Below are 21738 nucleotides of genomic sequence, written 5' to 3' on the forward strand. Positions count from 1 at the left end.
CTAGGACGTCTGGCTTTAGCCGAAGTCGCCCGCGTCGCGCCGCAGGTGCGTCAGCACCGACACCAGCGTGCGGGTGCGTGAGGGTGACAGCCCGATCTGTGCGAACACCTTGGCGTTCAGGTCGGTGGTCGCCACCGAACCAAGATCGCGTCCGGCATCGGTGATCTCCACCAGCGTGCCGCGTCCGTCGGCGGGGTTGGGCACCCGGCGCACCAGCCCCGCCTCCTCCAGCCGGTCGACCGTGTTGGTTACCGAGGTGGGGTGAACCTGAAGCCGCGCACTGGCTTTGGCCATCGGCATGGAGCCCGCCCGGCTGAACGAGAGCAGCATCAGCAGCTCGTAACGCGAAAAGGTCAAACCGTGCGGGCGCAACACATCTTCGACCCGCGCCAGCATGATCTGGTGCGCACGCATCACCGACGTGACGGCGGCCATCCCGTCGGCGACCTCACCCCAGCCGTTCTCGACCCAATGGCGATGGGCATCGTCGACGGGATCGAACGGCAGAGTCATGGTTCCGGCGAATCTTTACCGGTGACTGAAGTTGGCGGGGCGCTTCTCGACGAACGCGGCCATGCCCTCTGACTGGTCGGCGGTGCCGAATGCCGAGTGGAAGATCCTGCGCTCGAACAGCAATCCCTCGGCGAGGCTGGACTCGAAGGCCCGGTTGACGGCTTCCTTGGCCATCATCGAGGCCGACAGGGACATCTCGGAGATGGTCTTCGCGACGGCCTTGGCCTCGTCGAGCAGGCTCTCGGTGGCGACCACGCGTGACACCAGACCACTGCGCTCGGCCTCGGCGGCATCCATGTTGCGCCCGGTGAGGATCATGTCCATGGCCTTCGCCTTGCCGATGGCACGGGTGAGCCGCTGCGACCCGCCCATGCCGGGCAGCACGCCCAGCTTGATCTCGGGCTGCCCGAACTTGGCGTTCTCGGCGGCGATGATCAGGTCGCACATCATGGCCAGCTCACAGCCACCGCCGAGGGCGTATCCGCTCACCGCGGCGATCGTCGGAGTCCGTACCGCACCCAACTTGCCCCAGGCGGCGAAGAAGTCGGAGCCGAACATATCGCTGAACGACTGGTCGGCCATCTCCTTGATATCGGCACCCGCCGCGAACGCCTTCTCGCTACCGGTGATGATGATCGCCCCGATGCCCTGATCGGCGTCGAATTCCGCTGCGGCGGTGGTGACCTCATTCATCACCTGTGAGTTCAGCGCGTTGAGCGCCTTGGGCCGGTTCAGGGTGATGACAGCGACGCGGTCGATCCGCTCGGTGAGGATGGTTTCGAAAGTCATGACGCTCCTTGAATTCGCGTGAAGATCGCCGAGAAGTCTAGGCCCGAGCCGCCCGAGGTATTGAAGTCGTCGTAGATGTGGGCGGCCGCGAGACCGAGCTGTGCATCAACGCCGTTGGTGCGCACCGCATTGGCGGCCAGCCCCAGGTCCTTGGCCATCAGCGCGACCGCGAAGCCGGGTGTGTAGTCGCGATTGGCGGGGCTGGTGGGCACCGGGCCGGGCACCGGACAGTTCGACGTCAGAGCCCAGCACTGGCCCGAGGCGTTGGCGGCGACATCGAAAAGCGCCTGATGGCTCAGACCGAGCTTCTCGCCCAGTGCGAACGCCTCGCTGATCGCGATCATCGACACCCCGAGGATCATGTTGTTGCAGATCTTCGCGGCCTGCCCCACACCGGGACCGCCGCAGTGCACGATGCGCTTGCCCATGGCCCCCAGAATCGGTTCTGCGTCGGCGAACACCGCGTCATCGCCGCCCACCATGAACGTCAACGTCGCCGCGGTGGCCCCGGGCACACCGCCGGAAACCGGTGCGTCCGCGAAGCGATGCCCCGCCGCCGTCGCAGCATCATGTGCGGCGCGGGCGTCGGACACATCGACGGTGGAGGAGTCGATGAACAGCGTGCCCGGACGCGCTGCGGGCAGCAGCTCCTGGTACGCGGCGAGCACATGCTCACCCTTGGGCAACATGGTGATCACCACGTCGGCGGCCGCCGCTGCCGCCGCGCCCGATTCCGCCAGCGGCACGCCGGCCTCGGTGGCGGCAGCACGTGCCTGCTCGGACAGGTCGAAGGCGGTCACGGTGTGCCCGGCCTTGGTGAGGTTGACCGCCATCGGTAACCCCATGTGGCCCAAGCCGATAAAGGCAATGTTCGTCACGACCACTCCAGATCGTCGTTGACCGGCTGGAAGAAGGCCTCGACATCGGCCGCGGTGACCTCGGCGAGTGTCTTCGGATTCCACTGCGGGTTGCGGTCCTTGTCGACCAGCTGCGCCCTGATGCCCTCGACCAGGTCGTGGGAGCTCACCGACTGGCTGGACACCCGGTACTCCTGCGTGAGAACTGCTTCCAGCGAGGGCAGTTCGCGTGCCCGCCGCACTGCTGCGAGCGTTACCGACAAGGCGATGGGGGAGCGGGTCAGTATCTGATCGGCGGCCGCGCGGGCACGTTCGTCGCCGTAGGCCTGCAGTGCGGCCACGATATCGGCGACGGTGTCGGCGGCGTAGCACTCGTCGATCCAACTACGTTGGGCCAAAAGGTCACTCGACGGAGCGATGGCACCGTGCACTGTGAGCGCGGTGGCGATATCGCTGTCGATGATGGCCTTGACGAACTTCTCAAGCCGGTCATGGGGCACGTAATGGTCGGCGAATCCCAACGCGATGGCGTCGGCACCGGAGAAGGGGGCGCCGGTCAGTGCGGCGTGCAGTCCCAGCTGTCCCGGGGCACGGGAAAGCAGATAGGTCCCGCCCACATCCGGGATGAACCCGATGCCCACCTCGGGCATGCCGACCTTGGAGGTGTCGGTGACGATGCGGGTGTTGGCATGTCCGGCCACTCCGACACCGCCACCCATCACGATGCCATCCATCAGCGCCACATACGGTTTCGGGAACCGGCCGACCTGCGCGTTGAGTTGGTACTCCTCGCGGAAGAAGCGGCGGGCCACCACACCGTCGATCTTGGCGCTGTCGTGGATCTCCACCACATCGCCCCCGGCGCACAGGCCGCGTTCCCCGGCGCCGGAGAGCACCACGGCGCGGATGTCGTCGTCGGCCTCCCACTCGGACAGGGCCACCGACATCGCGGTGATCATGTCGTTGGTCAGTGAGTTGATGGCCTTGGGGCGGTTGAGCGTCAGCAGGCCGACGCCCTTTTCGACCCGCGTCTGGATCTGATCCGTCACGCCGGAAGCCCTTCTTGGATAAGCTTGCGGGACACGATGACTCGCATGATCTCGTTGGTTCCTTCCAGAATCTGGTGCACCCGTAGGTCGCGGACGATCTTCTCGATGCCGTACTCGGCCAGGTAGCCGTAGCCGCCGTGTAGCTGCAACGCCTCGTTGGCCACCGTGAAACCTACGTCAGTGGCGATGCGTTTGGCCATGGCACACAGCTCGGCCGCACGCGGATCGCCCTCGTGCACCGCCGAGGCCGCACGCCAGACCATGGTGCGAGCGGACTCCAGCTCGGTGGCCATATCCGCCAGCCTGAACTGCAGCGCCTGGAACTTGATCAGCTCGTCACCGAATGCCTTGCGTGTGCGCAGGTACTCGATGACCTTCTCCAGTGCGGATCGGGCACCCCCGAGTGAGCAGGACGCGATGTTGAGCCGTCCGCCGTTGAGGCCGCGCATCGCGATGGTGAATCCGATGCCTTCCTCGCCGATCCGGTTGCCCACCGGCACCCGGACATCCTCGAAGACGACCTGCGCGGTGGGCTGGGCGTGCCAGCCCATCTTGCGCTCGGGTGGCCCGAAGGACAGTCCCGGCGCGTCCTTGGGCACCACGATGGTCGAGATGCCCCGTGGGCCGGGGCCACCGGTGCGCGCCATCACCACGTAGAGATCCGCCGCTCCCGCGCCCGAGATGAACTGTTTGACCCCGTTGAGCACGTACTCGTCACCGTCGCGAACCGCGCTGGTTCGCAAGGCCGATGCGTCACTGCCGCATTCGGGCTCGGTAAGGCAATAGGCCCCGATCGTCTCCATGGTGCACATCGAGGGCAGCCATCGTTGGCGCTGCTCCTCGTCGCCGAACTCGTCGATCATCCAGGCGGCCATGTTGTGGATGGAGATGAACGCCGAGACGGCGGAGCACCCGGTGGCCATCGCCTCGAAGATCAACGAGGCATCCAGGCGGGTGAGCCCGGAGCCCCCGACATCGGGGTTGATGTAGATGCCACCCATGCCCAGTGCCGCGGCCTTCGGGAACACCTCGACCGGGAAGTACTTGTCGCGGTCCCATTCCAGGGCGTGCGGTGCGATGTGGATATCGGCGAATTCCCGTGCCGTATTCCAGATTTCGCGCTGCTCGTCGGTGAGATTGAACATGGATAGTCCACTCAGTCCATGGTGGGAATGACGAAGGAAGCGCCTTCCTTGGTGCCCGAGGGCCAACGCTGGGTCACCGTCTTGGTCTTGGTATAGAACCGGATCGAGTCGGGCCCGTGCTGGTTGAGGTCGCCGAATCCGGATCGCTTCCAGCCGCCAAACGTGTGGTATGCCACCGGAACCGGAATCGGCACATTCACGCCGACCATTCCGGTGTTGACCTTGGCGCAGAAGTCGCGTGCGGTGTCGCCGTCGCGGGTGAAGATCGCGACACCGTTACCGAACTCATGCTCGGACGGCAGGCGCACGGCCTCGTCGTAATCCTTGGCGCGCACCACCGATACCACCGGCCCGAAGATCTCTTCTTTGTAGATGCGCATCTCGGGCGTCACGTGGTCGAAAAGTGATGCGCCGATGAAGAATCCATCCTCATGTCCGGACACGGTCAGATCGCGGCCGTCCAGGACCAGCTCGGCTCCCTCGGCGATGCCGATATCGATGTAGTCGCGCACCCTCTTGAGGGCGTCGGCGCCCACCAGCGGGCCGAAGTCGACGCCCTCGTCGAGGGACGGTCCGACCACCAGCTCGCGGGCGCGCTTGGTCAGGCCGTCGACGAGCCGTTCGGCGGTGGACTCACCGACGGGTACCGCGACCGAGATCGCCATACAGCGCTCGCCGGCCGAGCCGTATCCCGCACCGATGAGCGCATCGATGGCCTGGTCGATATCGGCGTCCGGCATGATGATCATGTGGTTCTTGGCGCCGCCAAAGCATTGGGCGCGTTTGCCGTTCGCGGTGGCGGTCTCGTAGATGTACTGCGCGATCGGGGTCGATCCGACGAAGCCGACGGCGGCGATGCGCGGATCGTGCAGCAGCGCGTCGACGGCGGTCTTGTCACCGTTGACGACGTTGAAGACGCCGGCCGGCAGTCCTGCTTCGAGGAACAGCTCGGCCAGGCGCAGCGGCACCGACGGGTCGCGTTCGGAGGGCTTGAGCACGAAGGCGTTTCCGCACGCCAGTGCGGGCCCGGCCTTCCAGAGCGGAATCATGGCGGGGAAGTTGAACGGGGTGATGCCCGCGACCACGCCCAGGGGCTGGCGGATGGAGTACACGTCGATACCCGTGCCCGCACCGCTGGTGTACTCGCCCTTGATGAGGTGGGGGATGCCGGTGGCGAATTCGCAGACCTCGAGCCCGCGTTCGATATCGCCCTTGGCGTCGGCATGCGTCTTGCCGTGCTCCTGGGACAGCATGGTGGCCAGGTCGTCGATCTCCGCGCGAACCAGGTCGACGAACTTGGCGAGCACACGAGCGCGTTGCTGAGGGTTGCGGGCGGCCCAGCCGGGCTGAGCTTCGGCGGCGTTCGCGATGGCCGCTTCGACTTCGGAAACGTCTGCCAGCGGCACCTGCCGTACCGGCTTGCCCAACGTCGGGTCGTAGACGTCGGCATAGCGGCCGGAGGTGCCGGGGACGTGCTTACCGGCGACGAAATGTGACAGTTGCGGTAACGAACTCATGGTGTAGCCCCTTGGGAAACGGTTGGATATCCGGGAGGTCGGCACTTCTGAATCTAGTTGGACATCCATGTAATGTCTAGTAGGACTTCCAGCTAAAAACCCTGGTGTTCACAGGGATTTGCCACAGCGGCAGGCCGCGAGCGGTACTGTGAGGCCACGACGTGGCCGGACAGTTCGGGAACCTGTGGCGTAAGCATGGAACTCTTGCACTTGCCTGCTCGTTAAACGTCCAGTTGACTTGTTTGACGTCATCCGCGGAGGCCGCATATCGCGGCACCGCACTTCCAGGAGAGGATCACGACGGTGCGAACCACCAGCAATCCCATTCTTCGGTCGCTGCCCGGAAAAGAGGGTGGCGGCTATGCGCAGTTCGGGTCGGGCGCTGCAGGTGCCGGTGCCATGGCGGCCCAGCAGCTGCGGCAGGACCCCTACACCGCGTACCCGGAGGCGCAGGCCGGCGTATCCCGGCCACTGACCATCGACGATGTGGTGACCAAGACCGGTATCACCCTCGGCGTGATCGTCGCCGTCGCCGCGGCCGCGTTCTTCTTGATCAGCTCCAACACCGGGCTGGCGCTGCCGTTCCTCGCGGTCGGCGGCATCGGCGGTTTTATCATGGTGATGATCGCCAGCTTCGGGCGTAAGCAGGACAACCCGGCGATCGTGCTGAGCTACGCGGCGCTCGAGGGCCTCTTCGTGGGTGCCATTTCGTTTGTCATCCCGGCCAGCGTGGGTGTCGGAGGGGCCAGCGCGGGTGCGCTAATCGGTCAGGCAGTCCTCGGCACCGTCGGTGTGTTCATCGGCATGTTGTTCGTGTACCGCTCCGGCGCCATCCGCGTGACGCCCAAGTTCCAGCGGATGCTGCTGGCCGGTCTGGTCGGTGTGCTGGTGCTGGCGCTGGGCAACCTGGTGCTCGGCTTCTTCGGTATCGACATGGGTCTGCGCAGCGGTGGCCCGATCGCGATCATCTTCTCGCTGGTCTGCATCGGGATCGCCGCGTTCAGCTTCCTGGTCGACTTCGACGCGGCCGATCAGCTGGTGCGCGCCGGTGCGCCCGAGAAGGCCGCCTGGGGTATCGCCCTGGGGCTGGCCGTCACCTTGGTCTGGCTCTACGTCGAGATCCTGCGACTGCTGAGCTACTTCCAGAACGACTAGTTGTCGACAACAAAAAAGGGCGCCCCGTTCGCGGGGCGCCCTTTTTCATGTCACCGAGAAACGCGGACCCTGCCCGCAGCCTCCGCGGCATTGCGCCGCGCGGTCTCCACGTCCGGGTCGTACGCCAGGGCCACTCCCATACGGCGGGTGACGAAACTCTCCGGCTTCCCGAACAACCGCAGATCGGTGCGCGGCACGGCCAGGGCGGCCTCGAGCCCATCGAACACGACACCTTCCGCGTCGACCCCGCCATAGATCACCGCGCTGGCACCCGGGGTCTTCAACGACGTGTCGACGGGAAGCCCGAGGATGGCGCGCGCGTGCAGTTCGAACTCGTTCTGCCACTGCGTGATCATGGTGACCATGCCCGTGTCGTGCGGGCGGGGGCTTACCTCGCTGAAGTACACCTGATCGCCCTTGACGAACAGTTCGACGCCGAAAATTCCCTGCCCGCCCAGGTTTTCGGTGACGGACCGCGCGATGTGCTGTGCACTCCGCAAGGCTTCATCCGACATGGGGTGCGGCTGCCAGCTCTCGACGTAGTCGCCGTTGGCCTGCCGGTGCCCGATCGGCGCGCAGAAGCTGGTCTCGATCTCTCCGCTGTCTCCCAGCGCCCTGACCGTCAACTGCGTGATCTCATAATCGAAGTCGACGAATCCTTCGACGATCACGCGGTTGTTGGTTACCCGGCTGCCCGCCATCGCGTAGTCCCAGGCCTTCTCGACATCGGCCGGTCCGTCGAGCTTGCTCTGTCCCTTGCCGGAGCTGCTCATCAGCGGCTTGACGACGCACGGGTACCCGATACCGCCGTCGATCGCGGCCTGCAGCTCGGCCAGTGAGTCACAGAATTGGTAAGGGCTGGTGGGTAATCCGAGTGTCTCGACCGCCAGGCGCCGGATGCCCTCACGGTCCATGGTGAGCCTGGCAGCGCGGGCGGTGGGGATTACCCGTACCGTGCCCTCGGCCTCCAGGGCTTCCAGGGTGGCGGTGGCGATCGCCTCGATCTCGGGGACCACCAGATCGGGCTTCTCCGCCTCGATCAGGGTGCGCAGCTGCTCGGGGTCGGTCATCGAGATGACGCGCGCGTGGTGAGCGATCTGGTGCCCGGGGGCGTTCTCGTAGCGGTCGACGGCAATGGTCTCGACGCCCAGGCGTTGCAGGGCGATCAGCACCTCACGGCCGAGCTCGCCGGCGCCGAGCAGCATGACCCGCGTCGCGCGCGGTGACAGGGGAGTTCCGATAGTGGTCATCGCGACTGAACTTTAGTAGCAACGAGACCGAGGTTGTGGCGGGAACGTCTGAGACGAACCCACCACAACCTCGGTCTCGTTGTGGAGAAAAGGGCGAACTAGGCGAGGCGCTCGATAACCATCGCCATACCCTGGCCGCCGCCGACACACATGGTCTCGACACCGAAGGTCTTGTCGTAGGTGGTCAGGTTGTTGAGCAGGGTGGCGGTGATACGCGCACCGGTCATACCGAAGGGGTGCCCCAGGGCGATCGCACCGCCGGAGACGTTGAGCTTGTCCTCGTCGATACCGAGCTCACGAGCCGAGCCCAGCACCTGCACCGCGAACGCCTCGTTGATCTCGAACAGGTCGATATCGCCAATCGTCTTGCCGGCGTTCGCCAGTGCACGCTTGGTGGCCTCGATCGGGCCCAGGCCCATGATCTCCGGGGACAGGCCGGACACACCGGTGGACACGACGCGAGCCAGCGGGGTCAGGCCCAGCTCCTTGGCGCGCGTGTCGCTCAGGATGACCAGCGCGGCCGCGCCGTCGTTGAGCGGGCAGGCGTTACCGGCGGTGATGGTGCCGTTGGGGCGGAAGACCGGCTTCAGCTGGCTGATCGCCTCGTAGGTGGTGCCGGCACGCGGGCCGTCGTCCTTGGACACCACGGTGCCGTCGGCCAGGGTCACCGGGGTGATCTCACGCTCGAAAAAGCCGTCGGCGATGGCCTTTTCGGCCCGGTTCTGGCTGCGCACGCCCCAGTGGTCCTGGTCCTCGCGGCTGATGCCGGTGTGCAGCGCCACGTTCTCGGCGGTCTGGCCCATCGCGATGTAGACATCGGGGGTCAGGCTGTCGTTACGCGGGTCATGCCATTCGGTGGCACCCTGCGCGGCAGTGGCGGTGCGGGCCTCGGCATCGGCGTACAGCGGGTTGTGGCTGTCCGGCCAGCCGTCGGAGGTGCCCTTCGGGAAACGCGAAACCGTCTCCACGCCAGCGGAAATGAAGGCGTGGCCTTCACCGGCCTTGATGGCATGCAGCGCCATGCGGGTGGTCTGCAGCGAGGACGAGCAGTAGCGGTTGACGGTGGTACCGGGCAGGAAGTCGTAGCCCAACTGCACCGCAACCGCGCGACCGATGTTGAAACCGGCCTCGCCACCGGGCTGACCGCAGCCCAGCATCAGGTCGTCGATGTCCTTGGGGTCCAGTGCGGGCACCTTGTCGAGGGCGGCGCGCACCATCTGCGCGGCCAGGTCATCCGGCCGCATGCTCACCAGCGAGCCCTTGCCGGCTCGCCCGATCGGGGAGCGGGCAACGGAAACGATCACGGCTTCGGGCATGAAAACTCCTGAATATAGGGGAATTAGTACTGGTTCTACTCCCCTGGAATCTAATGCAGGGATACAGCGGGCAGGTCGTCGGCCCGGGCGGCGGGCTCGTTCATGCCCACGGCGATCTCCGCGGCGCTGCGCCGCCAGATGCGTCCCAGAACGCGTATCCGGGCACCCATGGTCTGTGATTCCGCGGCAGCGGACACCCATGGCAAATCGGGGATGGGACCACCCGTCCACTCGCCGAGGGCATGCGCGACAGCCGGGAGCAGTAGGCGCGCTGCCAGTGCATATCCGGCTGCCGAGGGGTGGTAGTGGTCGTCGGCGAACATCTCTTCGGGTGCCTGCAGAAACTCCGGTGACAGCAGATCAGCAAGCGGAACCGGCACCCCGCCGGAGGCTCGCACCGCTGCCGCCTGGAAATGCGCCAGGCGTAGCCCGCGCGAGCGCACCACCGCGCGCAAAGGCTGCGGTATGGCGGTGATCACCCCGAAATCGGGGCAGGTACCCACCACCACGGCCGAGCCGGCCGTGCGCAGTCGCCGGATCGCGTCGTCCAGTCGCTGCGCGGAGGCACGCACCGCGTTGAGCGAGGTCACGTCGTTCGCGCCGATCATGATCACGGCGAGATCCGGCGGCGGGCCAATGATCGACATGGCATCGATCTGGGCGGCCAGCCCCTTGGACGTCGCGCCCGATATCGCCTTGGTGGACAGCCGGATTCGTTTCCCGGACTCTTCGGCCAAACCGCGGGCCAGCAGCACTCCCGGTACCTCGTCGGGTATGTGGCAGCCGTATCCGGTGGCGGTGGAGTCTCCGAAAATCGCCAGGTGCAGGTCGAATTCCACGCCCCGGCTGTACCTGGTCACGGGGCCGCCGCCCTGCACGTACACGCCGTCGGCAACCGGGGGAGCGTCGTGAGTCTTCGGGATCACCAGGCGAACCTGCCTGGCCTGCGCGTTCAGGAAGCTGTACGCCCCCCAGAGCCCGGTACCCATCGCTGCGCCCGCAGCCCCGGTGCTCAGGGCTGCCCAGATCGTCCGTCTGCGTGTGGCGAGGATGCTCACGGTGGCTATTTTCACGGAAGGCGACACACCGCGCCAGTCCTCTGACCAGCATCACGCGAAATGAGGCGTGGACGATGCGGTATCGAAAGCGGTTCGTTGCCTGTTGATAGGTATAGTCCATCGGACGCTAGCTGGCAGCTAGCAGTCTGAAGCGTCACAGGACACTGGCTAGGCAAAGGAGCCTGAACAGATGACCGCACCGAAGCGCGCCCCCGAGTACGGGCCTGCAGGGTCGATGGGATCTTCCCTGAACACGCTGGTACGCGCCTTTCCGATGAGCGATGGCGCCGCAGTCGAAGTGATCGAGGACGCGGCGAGTCTGGCCGCACGGGTCCTCGGATTCGGTGTCCGGATGACGGTGCGCACGGTCCTGCAGATCGGCAGCCACGCCCCCACGCTCCCGTACCCGTTTGGGCTGCTCGAAGAGCTGGGCCGTTTCCTGGTTCCCCCGCGCGGCACGGTCAAGGCGACGGTGACGCTGCCGAACACCAATGCGCGGTTGATTCGCGCCAAGGGTGTCGGTCCGGTGGACGGCACCGGACGCGTGGTCTTGTACCTGCACGGCGGCGCGTTCATCGTGGGTGGTCCAAACACCCACAGCGCCTTGGTGTCCACCATCTCCCAGCACGCCGACGCACCGTGTCTGCTGGTCGACTACCGGATGCCGCCCAAGGCCTCCCTGGACCAGGCGATCGACGACTGCCTGGACGGGTACCGCTGGCTGCGTGGGCAGGGGTACGCGCCGGAGCAGATCGTGTTCGCGGGCGATTCGGCCGGCGGTTTTCTCTCGGTCGCGGTGGCCCAGCGGCTGCTCGCAGAGGACGGTGAGGTGCCGGCCGCGCTGGCCCTCATCTCGCCGCTGATCGAGCTGGACCCTGCGCCCAAGGTGGCGCATGAGAACGCCAAGACCGATGTGATGCTGCCGCCCAACTGTTTTGAGGCGCTGCAGAAGATCCTCACCAAGGCCGGCGGCGGCATCCCGCCTCAGGAGATCATCGACAAGGTTGACAGCCGGATGCCACAGACCCTGGTGCATTGCTCCGGCTCGGAGGTGCTGCTGTACGACGCGCGCCTGCTGGGGCAGCGCCTCGCCGAGCAGGGTGTGCCGGTGGAGATCAAGGTCTGGCCCGGTCAGATGCACGTCTTCCAGGTGGCCACCAAGGTCGTGCCCGAGGCCAAGAGGTCCCTGGCACAGATCGGCCAGTACATCCGCGACGCGGTGCCCGAGACTTCCTCGGCCGAGTTCGTCGCACCCGCGGCGGTTTGATCGCTCCGTTAGCTCCCCTGTGCGCGGGCCGGCCGCCGGTCTAATAGCGTTACCGGTATGCGCATTGCCCAGCATGTCTCCGATCTGATCGGTAACACCCCCCTTGTCCAGCTCAACTCGGTGGTGCCCGGGGGCGGCGCGGTCGTGGCGGCCAAGATCGAGTACCTCAATCCCGGCGGTAGCTCCAAGGACCGCATCGCCGTCAAGATGATCGAGGCGGCCGAGGAGGCGGGTCTGCTCAAGCCCGGTGGCACCATCGTCGAGCCCACATCGGGCAACACCGGCGTCGGGCTTGCGCTGGTGGCCCAGCGCAAGGGCTATCACTGCGTGTTCGTGTGCCCCGACAAGGTCAGCGAAGACAAGCGGAATGTGTTGCGGGCCTACGGGGCCGAGGTCGTCGTGTGCCCCACGGCCGTACCGCCGGAGCACCCCGACAGCTACTACAACGTCTCCGACCGTCTGGTGCGTGAGATCGAGGGCGCCTGGAAGCCCGATCAGTACTCCAATCCGAACGGGCCGGCCAGCCACTACGAGACCACCGGGCCGGAGATCTGGGCCGACACCGACGGCAAGATCACCCATTTCGTCGCGGGAGTAGGGACCGGAGGAACCATCACCGGTGCGGGCCGGTACCTCAAGGAGGTCTCGGGAGGCGCGGTGAAGGTCGTCGGCGCGGATCCGGAGGGTTCCGTGTACTCCGGCGGGACGGGCCGCCCCTACCTCGTCGAGGGTGTGGGAGAGGACTTTTGGCCCACCGCCTATGACCCCAGCGTGGTCGATGAGGTCATCGCGGTATCGGATGCCGACTCGTTTGAGATGACACGCCGGCTCGCGCGCGAAGAGGGGTTGCTGGTCGGCGGTTCCTGCGGCATGGCCGTGGTGGCGGCAATTCGACTGGCCGAGAAGGCCGGACCCGACGCCGTGATCGTGGTCCTGCTGCCGGACGGTGGCCGGGGATACCTGTCCAAGGTGTTCAACGACTCCTGGATGTCCTCCTACGGCTTCCTGCGCAGCCGCCTCGACGGCAGCAAGTCCGAGCCCACTGTCGGCGATGTACTACGTGGAAAGTCCGGTGCGCTACCGGATTTGGTGCACACCCACCCGTCGGAGACGGTGCGCGACGCCATCGAGATCCTGCGTGAGTACGGGGTATCGCAGATGCCCGTCGTCGGCGCCGAACCGCCCGTCATGGCCGGCGAGGTTGCCGGGTCGGTGTCCGAAAGGGAGCTGCTGTCAGCGGTATTCGAGGGCCGGGCGCAACTGGCCGACGCCGTGTCCCAGCACATGAGTCCGCCGTTGCCACTGGTCGGCGCCGGCGAACCGCTGAGCACCGCGGGGTCCATGTTGCGCGACACCGACGCGGTGATGGTCATCGACGAAGGTAAGCCCGTCGGTGTCATTACCCGCCATGACCTGCTGGGATTCGTCTCATCAGGTAGAAGCGTGCGCCACTGAATTTGGTCCCAAATCGTTTCGCAGAAGCCAACCTGTGGAAACGCTGAAAGCGTAATGTCCTCTGTTGCTCGACGCTCATGCGTGCCATACGAACTGGAGGACAACCGTGACTGAAGTTCCACCACCCTCGCCGCAGGATCCGGGCGGTTACCCGCCGCCTCCGCCGGCAGCCGGTGCACCAGGTCTACCGGGCGGCAATTTCGAAATCTGGCTCCGGCGCGTCGGTGCCTACATCATCGACGTCATCCCGGTGGCGCTGCTGAGCGGTATCGGCGGCGGAATCGCGGGCGGAACCGCTACGACCGCTGATTGCATCAGCGACTCCTACGGCGACCCCATGACCGGCGGAATGAGCTACATCAGCTGCCAGCCGGAGTACACCGGCGTGGGCTGGGCCGCCTACATTCTGTTCACCCTCGCCGCGATCGCGTTCGCGGTGTGGAACTGGGGCCTGAAGCAGGGCACCACCGGATCCAGCATCGGCAAGGGCCTGCTCGGTATCCGGGTCCTGGGTGAGGCCACCGGTCAGCCGATCGGGTTCGGCATGTCCGTCGTCCGCCAGATCGCACACTTCCTGGACGCGGTCATCTGTTACATCGGCTTCCTGCTGCCACTGTTCACGGCCAAGCGGCAGACGATCGCCGACATGCTAGTGAAGACCGTGGTCGTTCCCAAGTAGAAGTAACCCGTTTGGCGGCGTTGGGCTGTCTCACGTCACGCGGTCCGTATAGGCTCGGACCCGATGAGTGAGCAGCGCAGCGCCGCCGACGCGTCTCGGTGGCAAGGGTTTTCCACACGGGCCATCCATGGCGGTTTCCATGCCGATCCACAGACCGGTGCGGTCAACGTGCCGATCTATGCCAGCTCGACCTTCGCCCAGGATGGCGTCGGCCAGCTGCGCGGCGGATTCGAATACGCACGCACCGGCAACCCCACCCGAGCGGTTCTTGAATCCTCCCTGGCCGCATTGGAGGACGCCCACTTCGGCAGGGCATTCGCATCAGGCATGGCGGCCACCGACTGCGCGCTGCGCGCGCTGTTGCGCCCCGGCGATCACCTGATCATCCCCAACGACGCCTACGGCGGCACCTTCCGTCTGATCGACAAGGTGTTCTCGCAGTGGGGAATTAGCCACACACCTGTTCCGGTGGCCGATGTCGACGCCATTCGCACCGCCATCACCCCCAAGACCAAGCTGATCTGGCTCGAGACACCCACCAATCCGCTGCTGAGCATCGCCGATATCGCAGCCGTGGCCCAGGTGGCTGCCGAGCATTCCGTGAAGCTCTTGGTGGACAACACCTTCGCATCGCCCGCGCTGCAGCAGCCGCTGAACCTCGGTGCCGATATCGCGTTGCATTCCACCACCAAATACATTGGCGGACACTCCGATGTGGTGGGTGGCGCCCTGCTCACCAACGACGAGGAATTGGATACCGCCTTTGCGTTCCTGCAGAACGGGTCGGGCGCGGTGCCCGGTCCGTTCGACGCCTATCTGACCTACCGGGGCATCAAGACATTGGCCTTGCGCATGCAGCGGCACAGTGAGAACGCTCAAGCGGTCGCCGAGTTCCTGGCGGGCCACCCCGCGGTCGCGAACACCATCTACCCGGGCCTGGACCGTCATCCCGGACATGCGGTGGCGGCCAAGCAGATGCGCGCATTCGGCGGCATGATCAGCGTGCGCCTCGCGGGCGGGCGGCAGGCCGCACTCGATTTGTGCTCGCGAACAGAGCTTTTCATTCTCGCTGAATCCTTGGGCGGTGTGGAGTCGCTGATCGAGCATCCGGGCGCCATGACACACGCGTCGACCGCCGGATCGCTGCTGGAGGTACCCGAGGACCTGGTGCGGTTGTCCGTGGGCATCGAAGAGGTTGGCGACTTGATCGGCGATCTCGAGCAAGCTTTGCGCTAGGCGCCCCGCGTCAGTTCATCGAGTGCAGGGCTGCGGAGATCACCGCGCCGGTCACAGCAAGATTGACCGCCGGACCACGATTGTCGCGAACCTGGGCGGCCCAGCCGCCGTCGGCGATGGTCTGCGACCACCGGGACACCTGCTGCTTGCCGACGGGGTCCAGGCTCAGTATCGCGTCGAATCCGTTGACCCCGTGCAGTACTGCGATGATCGCGGCCGTGCTGGGAGCGGGCGGGGCGTAGTGGAACAGCACATCCGTGACGCCCTGTCGCACCGCGTTCGCACGTTCGTTGTTGGTCACCGGCCAGTACTTCTCTGGGAAGAGCCGGCTGCCCATGCGAACTGTGTGGATATCCCCGGTGATCTCCAGCCTGTGCAACATCTGGGAGTTGACGCCGCGACCGACCTTGGTGATCGCCTCGGTCGGGCTCATCGGCCGTCGCCGCAGCCGGTGCACCGCCCTGTCGAGCACGGGGTCCCCGATATCGGGCGCCTGCAGCACCAGCAGATCACCGGCCTTCCCTGGCTCACCGTGGGTGGCCGGCCGGACGCGTTGCGCCAGAGCAAGATCCAGAATGATCGCGGCGGCGAGGGCCTGCATGCGCCGATCCTTGTCCAGCAGAGGCCGTCCGGAGGCATTGTTCAGCAACAGAAGCAGGAGGTCCTCCGCAATCTGTGGCATGAGGGGACAATAGCGGCAGAACTGGTGACATGATGCGTGGCATGGGCATCCAGGCAGCGGGAGCAACAGGGTTGGTGACGGTCCAGGAGATCCAGGAGGTGGCTGAGCGGCTCGCTCCTGTGATGCGGCGCACACCGGTGGTGGCTTTTCGGGCGCTCAGTGAACGCTGCGGTCACGAGGTGCGGCTCAAATGCGAAAACCTGCAACGCACAGGATCTTTCAAACCGCGTGGCGCCTACAACCGGATCAGCCTGCTGCCCGATGACCAGCGGGTGAACGGTGTGGTGGCCGCCAGCGCGGGTAATCACGCCCAGGGTGTGGCCTGGGCCGCGACCACGCTCGGCATCGCGTCCACGGTGTTCATGCCGGTAGGGGCCGCGCTGCCCAAGATCGTCGCGACCCGCGCGTACGGCGCCACGGTGCACCTCACCGGCACGACCATCGACGAAGCGCTGTTGGCCGCGACGGAGTTCGCGGCGGAGACCGGCGCGGTGCTCATCCACCCCTTCGACCATCGGGACGTCGTGGCCGGGCAGGCCACCGTCGGGCTGGAGATTCTGGAGCAGCTTCCCGACGTGGGCACCATCGTGGTGCCTGCGGGCGGCGGCGGGCTGGTCGCGGGTATCGCCGCGGTAGTCAAGGCGGCTCGGCCCGAGGTGCGGATCATCGCGGTCCAGGCCGCGGGTGCGGCCGCCTGGCCGGTGTCGCTGCAAGCGGGGCATCCGGTGGCGCTGGAATCCATGGAGACCATGGCGGACGGCATCGCGGTAGGCAAGCCAGGAGCGGTGCCGTTCGAGCATGTGGCCGCGCTGGTCGATGATGTGGTCACGGTCAGTGAGGAGGCGCTGTCGCGCGGGCTGCTGCTGTGCCTGGAGCGGGCCAAGCTGGTGGTGGAGCCCGCCGGCGCCGCTGCGGTGGCGGCACTGCTCACGCTGTCCGCCGAGGAGCTGGACCTGCGCGGCCCGGTATGTGCGGTGCTTTCGGGCGGAAACATCGATCCGCTGCTGCTCACCCACGTCATCACCCACGGCCTGCGGGCGGCCGGTCGCTATCTGACGGTGCGTGTCACCGTCGCGGACGCGCCGGGCGGTCTGTCGGGTCTTCTCGACGTGTTCCGGGCGTCAGGAGCCAGCGTTGTCGACGTGACGCACTGGCGTAACAGCGAGCGTCTGCGTCTGGGTGAGGTAGATGTGCTGGCGACCGTCGAAACGCGGGGCCCAGAACACCGTCAGGCCGTCCTTGACGCAATCGTCGCGGCCGGCCTGACGGTCCAGGAAGAGCGGTAGCTGCCCGGCCCACAACGAGAGCGAGCCTCACACGGATTTCGGTCAGATCTCCGCGTGAGGCTCGTGCTCGACGAACTATGGAAGGAATCAGTCGTGGTAAGGCTCGGCGCTGACGAGCGTCACCTTGACCTCGGCGCCGTTGGGCACGGTGTAGCTGCGGGTCTCGCCGACCTTGGCGTCGATGAGCGCGCCGCCCAGCGGTGAGCTGGGGGAGTACACCTCGAGCTTGCCGTCCTTGACGCCCTCCTGGCGGGTGGCGATCAGGAAGGTCTCGGTGTCGTCCTTGTCGCCGTCGTAGTAGACCTTGACGACCGAGCCGGGCAGCGCGATACCGGACTGCGTCGGGACCTCACCGACCTTCGCGTTGTTGAGTAGCTCTTGCAGCTGACGGATGCGCGCTTCCTGCTGGCCCTGCTCTTCGCGTGCGGCGTGGTAGCCGCCGTTCTCGCGCAGGTCTCCCTCTTCGCGGCGCTCGTTGATCTCGGCGGCGATGACGGGGCGGTTGGCGATCAGTTGGTCGAGTTCCGCCTTGAGCCGATCATGTGACTCCTGGGTCAGCCAGGTCACCTGGGTGTCGGTCATGGTGCAGGTACTCCTTGTCTCAGGCCAGCAACGTCCACTGGCGCTCATCTATCGGGTGCCGGGTCGGGTGCATTGCTGCGGGTTTGACTGTCCAAAATGCAGCAATACACGGTCCCAGCAGGGATCCGTGTATCCGCCCAGCATACCACTGTCGCTGTGATGTTCAGCCTATTTTTGGACGAGGTTTGCCCGATGTGAACGTTGCCGACGTGTGTCTGTCGGCCCCCGGCGTGGTCCGATGACTCCGGCCGTCAGGAAATCGAGGTCAGGACGCGACCAGATATGGCGGAACCGCCAGGCTGCAGCCGTAGACATCTCCGGTCACCGGGGGATGGGTGGTCTTCACCAGGGCTGTGACCGGCACGGATCGCTGTGAGGACGGCGGTACCAGCACCTCACGCCGTCCTGTCTCGTTTCCGTCGATGGACCGCGCGCGCAGGATGCAGACCGCCGGCCGCGACGGATCTTTCCGTTCCACCGAGGCCGTGACCGATACCGTGGATGAGTCCACGAGCTTGTAGGCGGAAAGTTCGCCCTTGACGTCTCCGGGGCCCAATCGGGCATATCCGATCGCGGCGATCGCGACTCCGGCCACGATGACCAAGGCGGTCAGCCCGACCGCGATCCAGCGGCCGCGGTTGGGCTTGGCGGGCTTGGTGCCGTAACGGTCCTCTGGTCGCTGCACGGGTCAACGGTATGACGGGTATACCCGGGATGAAACGATGGGGGGCGCGAGAACAGTGACGGCTGACAGAAAGAGGCGGGCGCACGGGTGACCGGATGGCGATTGATGGCGGTGCACGCCCACCCCGATGACGAGGCCAGCAAGGGTGCCGCGACCACGGCGCGGTACGCCGCCGAGGGCAACGACGTCATCGTGGTGACGCTGACGGGCGGCGAGCGCGGCGACATCCTCAACCCGGCGATGGACCGCCCTGAGGTGGCCGCGAACATCGGAACCATCCGTCGCGAGGAGATGGCCAAGGCGGCGGCCGAGCTGGGTGTGCAGCACCGCTGGCTGGGTTATGTCGACTCGGGCCTTCCGCAGGGCGATCCGTTGCCCCCGCTGCCCTCGGATTCGTTTGCATTGGTGCCCATCGAGGAGCCGATCGCCAAGCTGGTCGCGGTGATCCGGGAGTTCCGGCCACATGTCATGACCACCTACGACGAGAACGGCGGTTACCCGCACCCGGATCACATCCGGTGTCACGACGTGTCGATGGCCGCCTTCGAGGCCGCCGCGGACCCCGAGCAGTTCCCCGAGGCCGGCGAGCCGTGGACCGTCAGCAAGATCTACTACAACCACGGATTCATGCGGGCGCGCATGCAGTTACTCAACGCTGAGTGCAAGAAGCACGGATACAAAGGGCCGTTCGACGAATGGCTGGAGCGCTGGCCGGCCGATGACGACGTCTTTGATCGCCGGGTGACCACTCGGGTGCCCTGCGCCGACTTCTTCGATGCCAGGGATGCCGCGTTACGCGCGCATGCGTCTCAAATTCCGCCGGACAGTAGCTTTTTCGCGGTCCCGCGAGAATTCGAGCGGCGGCTGTGGCCTACCGAGGATTTCGAGCTCGCGAAATCACGCGTGCCGACGAGCACCCCCGAGGACGATTTGTTCGCAGGAGTTGAGGCCAAATGATGTTGATGGATGCTGTGCTGGTGCTCGCCGACGAGAAGAGCCCGAGCAACATCGGGCCGGATTTCGGCAAGGCGGGCCCGTTCGGTCTGACGGTGGTGGTGCTGCTGCTGGTGGGCACCTTCTTCCTGATTCGGTCGATGAACGCGCATCTGCGCAAGCTGCCGGAGACGTTTGACCCCGAACATCCCGAGCCTGATCAGGCCGTCGACGACGGCACCGTCGGAGCCGCCGATGAACCCGAAAAGCCTTCGGGTTCTGCCGATCAGCGGGGCGATGACCGTTAACCGGCTCGGCGAGGCGACCAGCCCATACCTGCGCCAGCACGTCGACAATCCTGTGCACTGGCAGCAGTGGACGCCAGAGGCATTGCAGGAAGCGCAGTCTCGCGATGTGCCCATCTTGTTGTCGATCGGGTATGCGGCCTGCCACTGGTGTCATGTGATGGCCCACGAGTCCTTCGAGGACGACGAGGTGGCCGCCGTCATGAACGCCGGTTTCGTCAACATCAAGGTTGACCGCGAGGAGCGTCCCGATTTGGACGCCGTCTACATGAACGCCACCGTTGCGATGAACGGACAGGGCGGCTGGCCGATGACGTGTTTCCTCACCCCGGACGGGCGGCCCTTCTATACCGGCACGTATTACCCGAAACAGGGTTTTCTGCAGTTACTTTCGGCGGTTCGTGAAACCTGGGAGCAGCGCCGGGACGAGGTGGAAGAGGCGGCCTCGAGCATCACCGGGCAGCTGCAGGCGATGTCTGGCCGCCTGCCTGCCGGGCCTGGCGTGGATGTCGCGCTGTGCGATACCGCCATCGCGGCGATTCTGCCCGCGGAAGACGTGCGCTTCGGCGGATTCGGCGGGGCACCGAAGTTCCCGCCGTCGGCTCTGCTGGAGGCACTACTGCGCGGATACGAACGCACGGCAGACGCGGCGGTGCTCGGGGTGGTGGCCCGCACCGCGACAGCGATGGCGCGTGGCGGCATCTACGACCAACTGGCCGGGGGCTTCGCGCGGTACAGCGTGGACGCGGCCTGGGTAGTGCCGCACTTCGAGAAGATGCTGTACGACAACGCGCTGCTGCTGCGGGTCTACGCGCACTGGGCCCGCCGCACCGGCGATGCCCTGGCGCGGCGAATCGCCTCCGAGACGGCCGATTTCCTGCTGAATGAACTGCGGGTGGGCGAGCTGTTCGTCTCATCGCTGGACGCCGACGCCGCTGGCTCCGAGGGCTCCACCTATGTGTGGACACCCGAACAACTCGCCGAGGTGCTGGGTGTCGAGGATGGCGATTGGGCGGCAACACTTTTCGAGGTGACCGCGACGGGCACCTTCGAGCACGGCAGTTCGGTGCTACAGCTTCTGCAGGATCCCGATGACGTTGACCGGTGGCAGAACGTGCGCACAGCCTTGCTGGCGGCGAGGTTGCAGCGCGTGCAGCCAGGCCGTGACGACAAGGCCGTCACCGCCTGGAACGGGCTGACAATCACCGCGCTCGTCGAAGCCTCGATCGCGCTGGATCGCGACGATCTATTGGATGCGGCGGCAGGCTGCGCCGCCAGGCTGCTGGAGCTGCATCTGCGTGACGGGCGTTTGCGCCGCGCGAGTCTGGGTGGGCAGGTCTCCGACGGGGAGGGCGTGCTGGAGGATTACGGCACCCTTGCGACGGGCCTGCTGTCGCTGTATCAGGTGACCGGTCAATGGCGTTGGCGCGAGGCCGCCACCGCGTTGCTCGACACCGCGCTCGATCATTTCGCCGATCCCGACTCGCTTGGTGCGTGGTTCGACATCGCCGACGATGCCGAGCAGCTGGTGCTGCGGCCCAGCGATCCCTTGGACGGCGCGACCCCATCCGGGGCGTCCTCGGTGACCGAGGCGCTGCTCACCGCCGGGTACCTGCTGGAGGACTCGCGCTACCGGGAAGCCGCGCACGCCTCGCTGTCGGCGGCGTCCATGGCACTGGCGCGTGCTCCACGGTCGGCCGGTCACTGGCTGGCGGTGGCCGAGGCCGCGGTTCGGGGCCCGATCCAGGTGGCGGTGGCCTGTGATCCGGAGAACTCACCGCTGCTGCGGCAGGCCCGGCAGTCGGCGCCTGGGGGAGCAATTGTGGTTGGCGGGGTGAAGGATTCAAGCGAGTTGCTACGCGACAGGGGGCCGGTGGCCGATGTCGAAGCCGCCTACGTGTGCCGGGGTACCGTCTGCGATCTCCCGGTCACCGGGACCCAACAATTAGACGCCGCGTTGGGTAGGTAGCGTCCGGGGC

Annotated in this window: 22 protein-coding genes; 9 read left to right on the forward strand and 13 right to left on the reverse strand. The window is 66.1% G+C overall.

Translation table 11 applies throughout. The features are described from left to right. Positions 1-15: 15 nt before the first annotated feature. Genes RHO23_RS01780 through RHO23_RS01805 form a run of 6 tightly spaced genes read right to left on the reverse strand, consistent with a single transcriptional unit; the run spans position 16 to position 5870 of the window. On the reverse strand, positions 16-513 hold the full coding sequence (locus RHO23_RS01780) for a MarR family winged helix-turn-helix transcriptional regulator (protein WP_030094637.1): 498 nt from the start codon (positions 511-513) through the stop codon (positions 16-18). Positions 514-528: 15 nt separating this feature from the next. Beyond that, on the reverse strand, positions 529-1302 hold the full coding sequence (locus tag RHO23_RS01785; protein ID WP_057967225.1) for an enoyl-CoA hydratase: 774 nt from the start codon (positions 1300-1302) through the stop codon (positions 529-531). After that, positions 1299-2180: a 3-hydroxyisobutyrate dehydrogenase gene (mmsB, locus tag RHO23_RS01790; RefSeq protein ID WP_423488604.1), complete on the reverse strand. Its 882-nt coding sequence runs from the start codon at positions 2178-2180 to the stop codon at positions 1299-1301. Before mmsB ends, RHO23_RS01785 begins: the two co-directional genes overlap by 4 nt. Beyond that, entirely contained in the window at positions 2177-3208 is a 1032-nt protein-coding gene (locus tag RHO23_RS01795; protein ID WP_070922684.1) for an enoyl-CoA hydratase/isomerase family protein, read from the reverse strand. Before RHO23_RS01795 ends, mmsB begins: the two co-directional genes overlap by 4 nt. Further along, a complete protein-coding gene (locus RHO23_RS01800) occupies positions 3205-4353 on the reverse strand; it encodes an isobutyryl-CoA dehydrogenase (RefSeq protein ID WP_046252796.1) in 1149 nt (382 codons plus the stop codon). Before RHO23_RS01800 ends, RHO23_RS01795 begins: the two co-directional genes overlap by 4 nt. 11 nt (positions 4354-4364) lie before the next feature. Continuing rightward, positions 4365-5870 carry a CoA-acylating methylmalonate-semialdehyde dehydrogenase gene (locus RHO23_RS01805; protein ID WP_070916536.1) on the reverse strand — a complete coding sequence of 502 codons (1506 nt, stop codon included), beginning with the start codon at positions 5868-5870 and terminating at the stop codon, positions 4365-4367. A 303-nt stretch (positions 5871-6173) separates the two neighbouring features. On the opposite strand from RHO23_RS01805, the gene RHO23_RS01810 reads away from it, so the two are divergent. Further along, entirely contained in the window at positions 6174-7025 is an 852-nt protein-coding gene (locus tag RHO23_RS01810) for a Bax inhibitor-1/YccA family protein (RefSeq protein WP_046252798.1), read from the forward strand. Positions 7026-7075: 50 nt separating this feature from the next. Here RHO23_RS01810 and purT read toward each other — a convergent pair whose 3' ends face one another. The 3 genes from purT to RHO23_RS01825 all read right to left on the reverse strand — a co-directional run bounded on the left by purT (position 7076) and on the right by RHO23_RS01825 (position 10649). Further along, positions 7076-8275 (reverse strand): formate-dependent phosphoribosylglycinamide formyltransferase, encoded by a 1200-nt coding sequence (gene purT, locus RHO23_RS01815; RefSeq protein WP_423488605.1) that lies wholly within the window; start codon positions 8273-8275, stop codon positions 7076-7078. Positions 8276-8373: 98 nt separating this feature from the next. Beyond that, entirely contained in the window at positions 8374-9591 is a 1218-nt protein-coding gene (locus RHO23_RS01820) for an acetyl-CoA C-acetyltransferase (protein WP_057967221.1), read from the reverse strand. 50 nt (positions 9592-9641) lie between these two features. After that, positions 9642-10649, reverse strand: coding sequence for an SGNH/GDSL hydrolase family protein (locus tag RHO23_RS01825; protein ID WP_423488606.1), 1008 nt, complete (start codon positions 10647-10649; stop codon positions 9642-9644). Between the two features lie 190 nt (positions 10650-10839). Here RHO23_RS01825 and RHO23_RS01830 point away from each other — a divergent pair, with 190 nt between their 5' ends. The 4 genes from RHO23_RS01830 (at position 10840) to RHO23_RS01845 (ending at position 15286) form a co-directional block, all read left to right on the forward strand. Then, positions 10840-11916 (forward strand): alpha/beta hydrolase, encoded by a 1077-nt coding sequence (locus RHO23_RS01830; RefSeq protein ID WP_064407999.1) that lies wholly within the window; start codon positions 10840-10842, stop codon positions 11914-11916. Between the two features lie 57 nt (positions 11917-11973). Beyond that, positions 11974-13371 carry a cystathionine beta-synthase gene (locus RHO23_RS01835; RefSeq protein WP_057967218.1) on the forward strand — a complete coding sequence of 466 codons (1398 nt, stop codon included), beginning with the start codon at positions 11974-11976 and terminating at the stop codon, positions 13369-13371. Between the two features lie 106 nt (positions 13372-13477). After that, positions 13478-14050, forward strand: coding sequence for an RDD family protein (locus tag RHO23_RS01840; RefSeq protein WP_070920378.1), 573 nt, complete (start codon positions 13478-13480; stop codon positions 14048-14050). A gap of 63 nt (positions 14051-14113) precedes the next feature. After that, positions 14114-15286: a cystathionine gamma-synthase gene (locus RHO23_RS01845; protein WP_057967216.1), complete on the forward strand. Its 1173-nt coding sequence runs from the start codon at positions 14114-14116 to the stop codon at positions 15284-15286. A gap of 10 nt (positions 15287-15296) precedes the next feature. Here RHO23_RS01845 and RHO23_RS01850 read toward each other — a convergent pair whose 3' ends face one another. Next, complete coding sequence (locus RHO23_RS01850; RefSeq protein WP_070920376.1) at positions 15297-15968, reverse strand: GOLPH3/VPS74 family protein; 672 nt, start codon at positions 15966-15968, stop codon at positions 15297-15299. Further along, complete coding sequence (locus RHO23_RS01855; protein ID WP_227465411.1) at positions 15929-16144, reverse strand: hypothetical protein; 216 nt, start codon at positions 16142-16144, stop codon at positions 15929-15931. The genes RHO23_RS01850 and RHO23_RS01855 overlap by 40 nt, the downstream gene beginning before the upstream one ends. On the opposite strand from RHO23_RS01855, the gene ilvA reads away from it, so the two are divergent. Further along, positions 16106-17254, forward strand: coding sequence for a threonine ammonia-lyase (gene ilvA, locus RHO23_RS01860; protein ID WP_232785625.1), 1149 nt, complete (start codon positions 16106-16108; stop codon positions 17252-17254). The genes RHO23_RS01855 and ilvA overlap by 39 nt on opposite strands. 87 nt (positions 17255-17341) lie before the next feature. Here the strand turns inward: ilvA and greA are convergent, their stop codons facing one another. Together greA and RHO23_RS01870 are read right to left on the reverse strand one after the other, a co-directional pair. After that, the gene (gene greA / locus RHO23_RS01865; protein WP_030094655.1) at positions 17342-17836 is read right to left on the reverse strand and encodes a transcription elongation factor GreA; all 495 of its coding nucleotides are present in this window, start codon (positions 17834-17836) and stop codon (positions 17342-17344) included. 265 nt (positions 17837-18101) lie between these two features. Further along, positions 18102-18521 (reverse strand): DUF4307 domain-containing protein, encoded by a 420-nt coding sequence (locus RHO23_RS01870; protein ID WP_030094656.1) that lies wholly within the window; start codon positions 18519-18521, stop codon positions 18102-18104. A gap of 87 nt (positions 18522-18608) precedes the next feature. Here RHO23_RS01870 and mca point away from each other — a divergent pair, with 87 nt between their 5' ends. Genes mca through RHO23_RS01885 form a run of 3 tightly spaced genes read left to right on the forward strand, consistent with a single transcriptional unit; the run spans position 18609 to position 21728 of the window. Further along, positions 18609-19478 (forward strand): mycothiol conjugate amidase Mca, encoded by an 870-nt coding sequence (mca, locus tag RHO23_RS01875; protein ID WP_423488607.1) that lies wholly within the window; start codon positions 18609-18611, stop codon positions 19476-19478. Continuing rightward, positions 19475-19762, forward strand: a complete 288-nt coding sequence (locus RHO23_RS01880; RefSeq protein WP_030094658.1) for a hypothetical protein — start codon at positions 19475-19477, stop codon at positions 19760-19762. The genes mca and RHO23_RS01880 overlap by 4 nt, the downstream gene beginning before the upstream one ends. Further along, positions 19752-21728, forward strand: a complete 1977-nt coding sequence (locus RHO23_RS01885) for a thioredoxin domain-containing protein (protein ID WP_423489148.1) — start codon at positions 19752-19754, stop codon at positions 21726-21728. The genes RHO23_RS01880 and RHO23_RS01885 overlap by 11 nt, the downstream gene beginning before the upstream one ends. The last annotated feature ends 10 nt before the right edge of the window (positions 21729-21738 follow it).

Origin of the sequence: Mycobacteroides sp. PCS013 (genome assembly GCF_049532645.1) — a bacterium.
Classification (GTDB): Bacteria; Actinomycetota; Actinomycetes; order Mycobacteriales; family Mycobacteriaceae; genus Mycobacterium; species Mycobacterium gwanakae.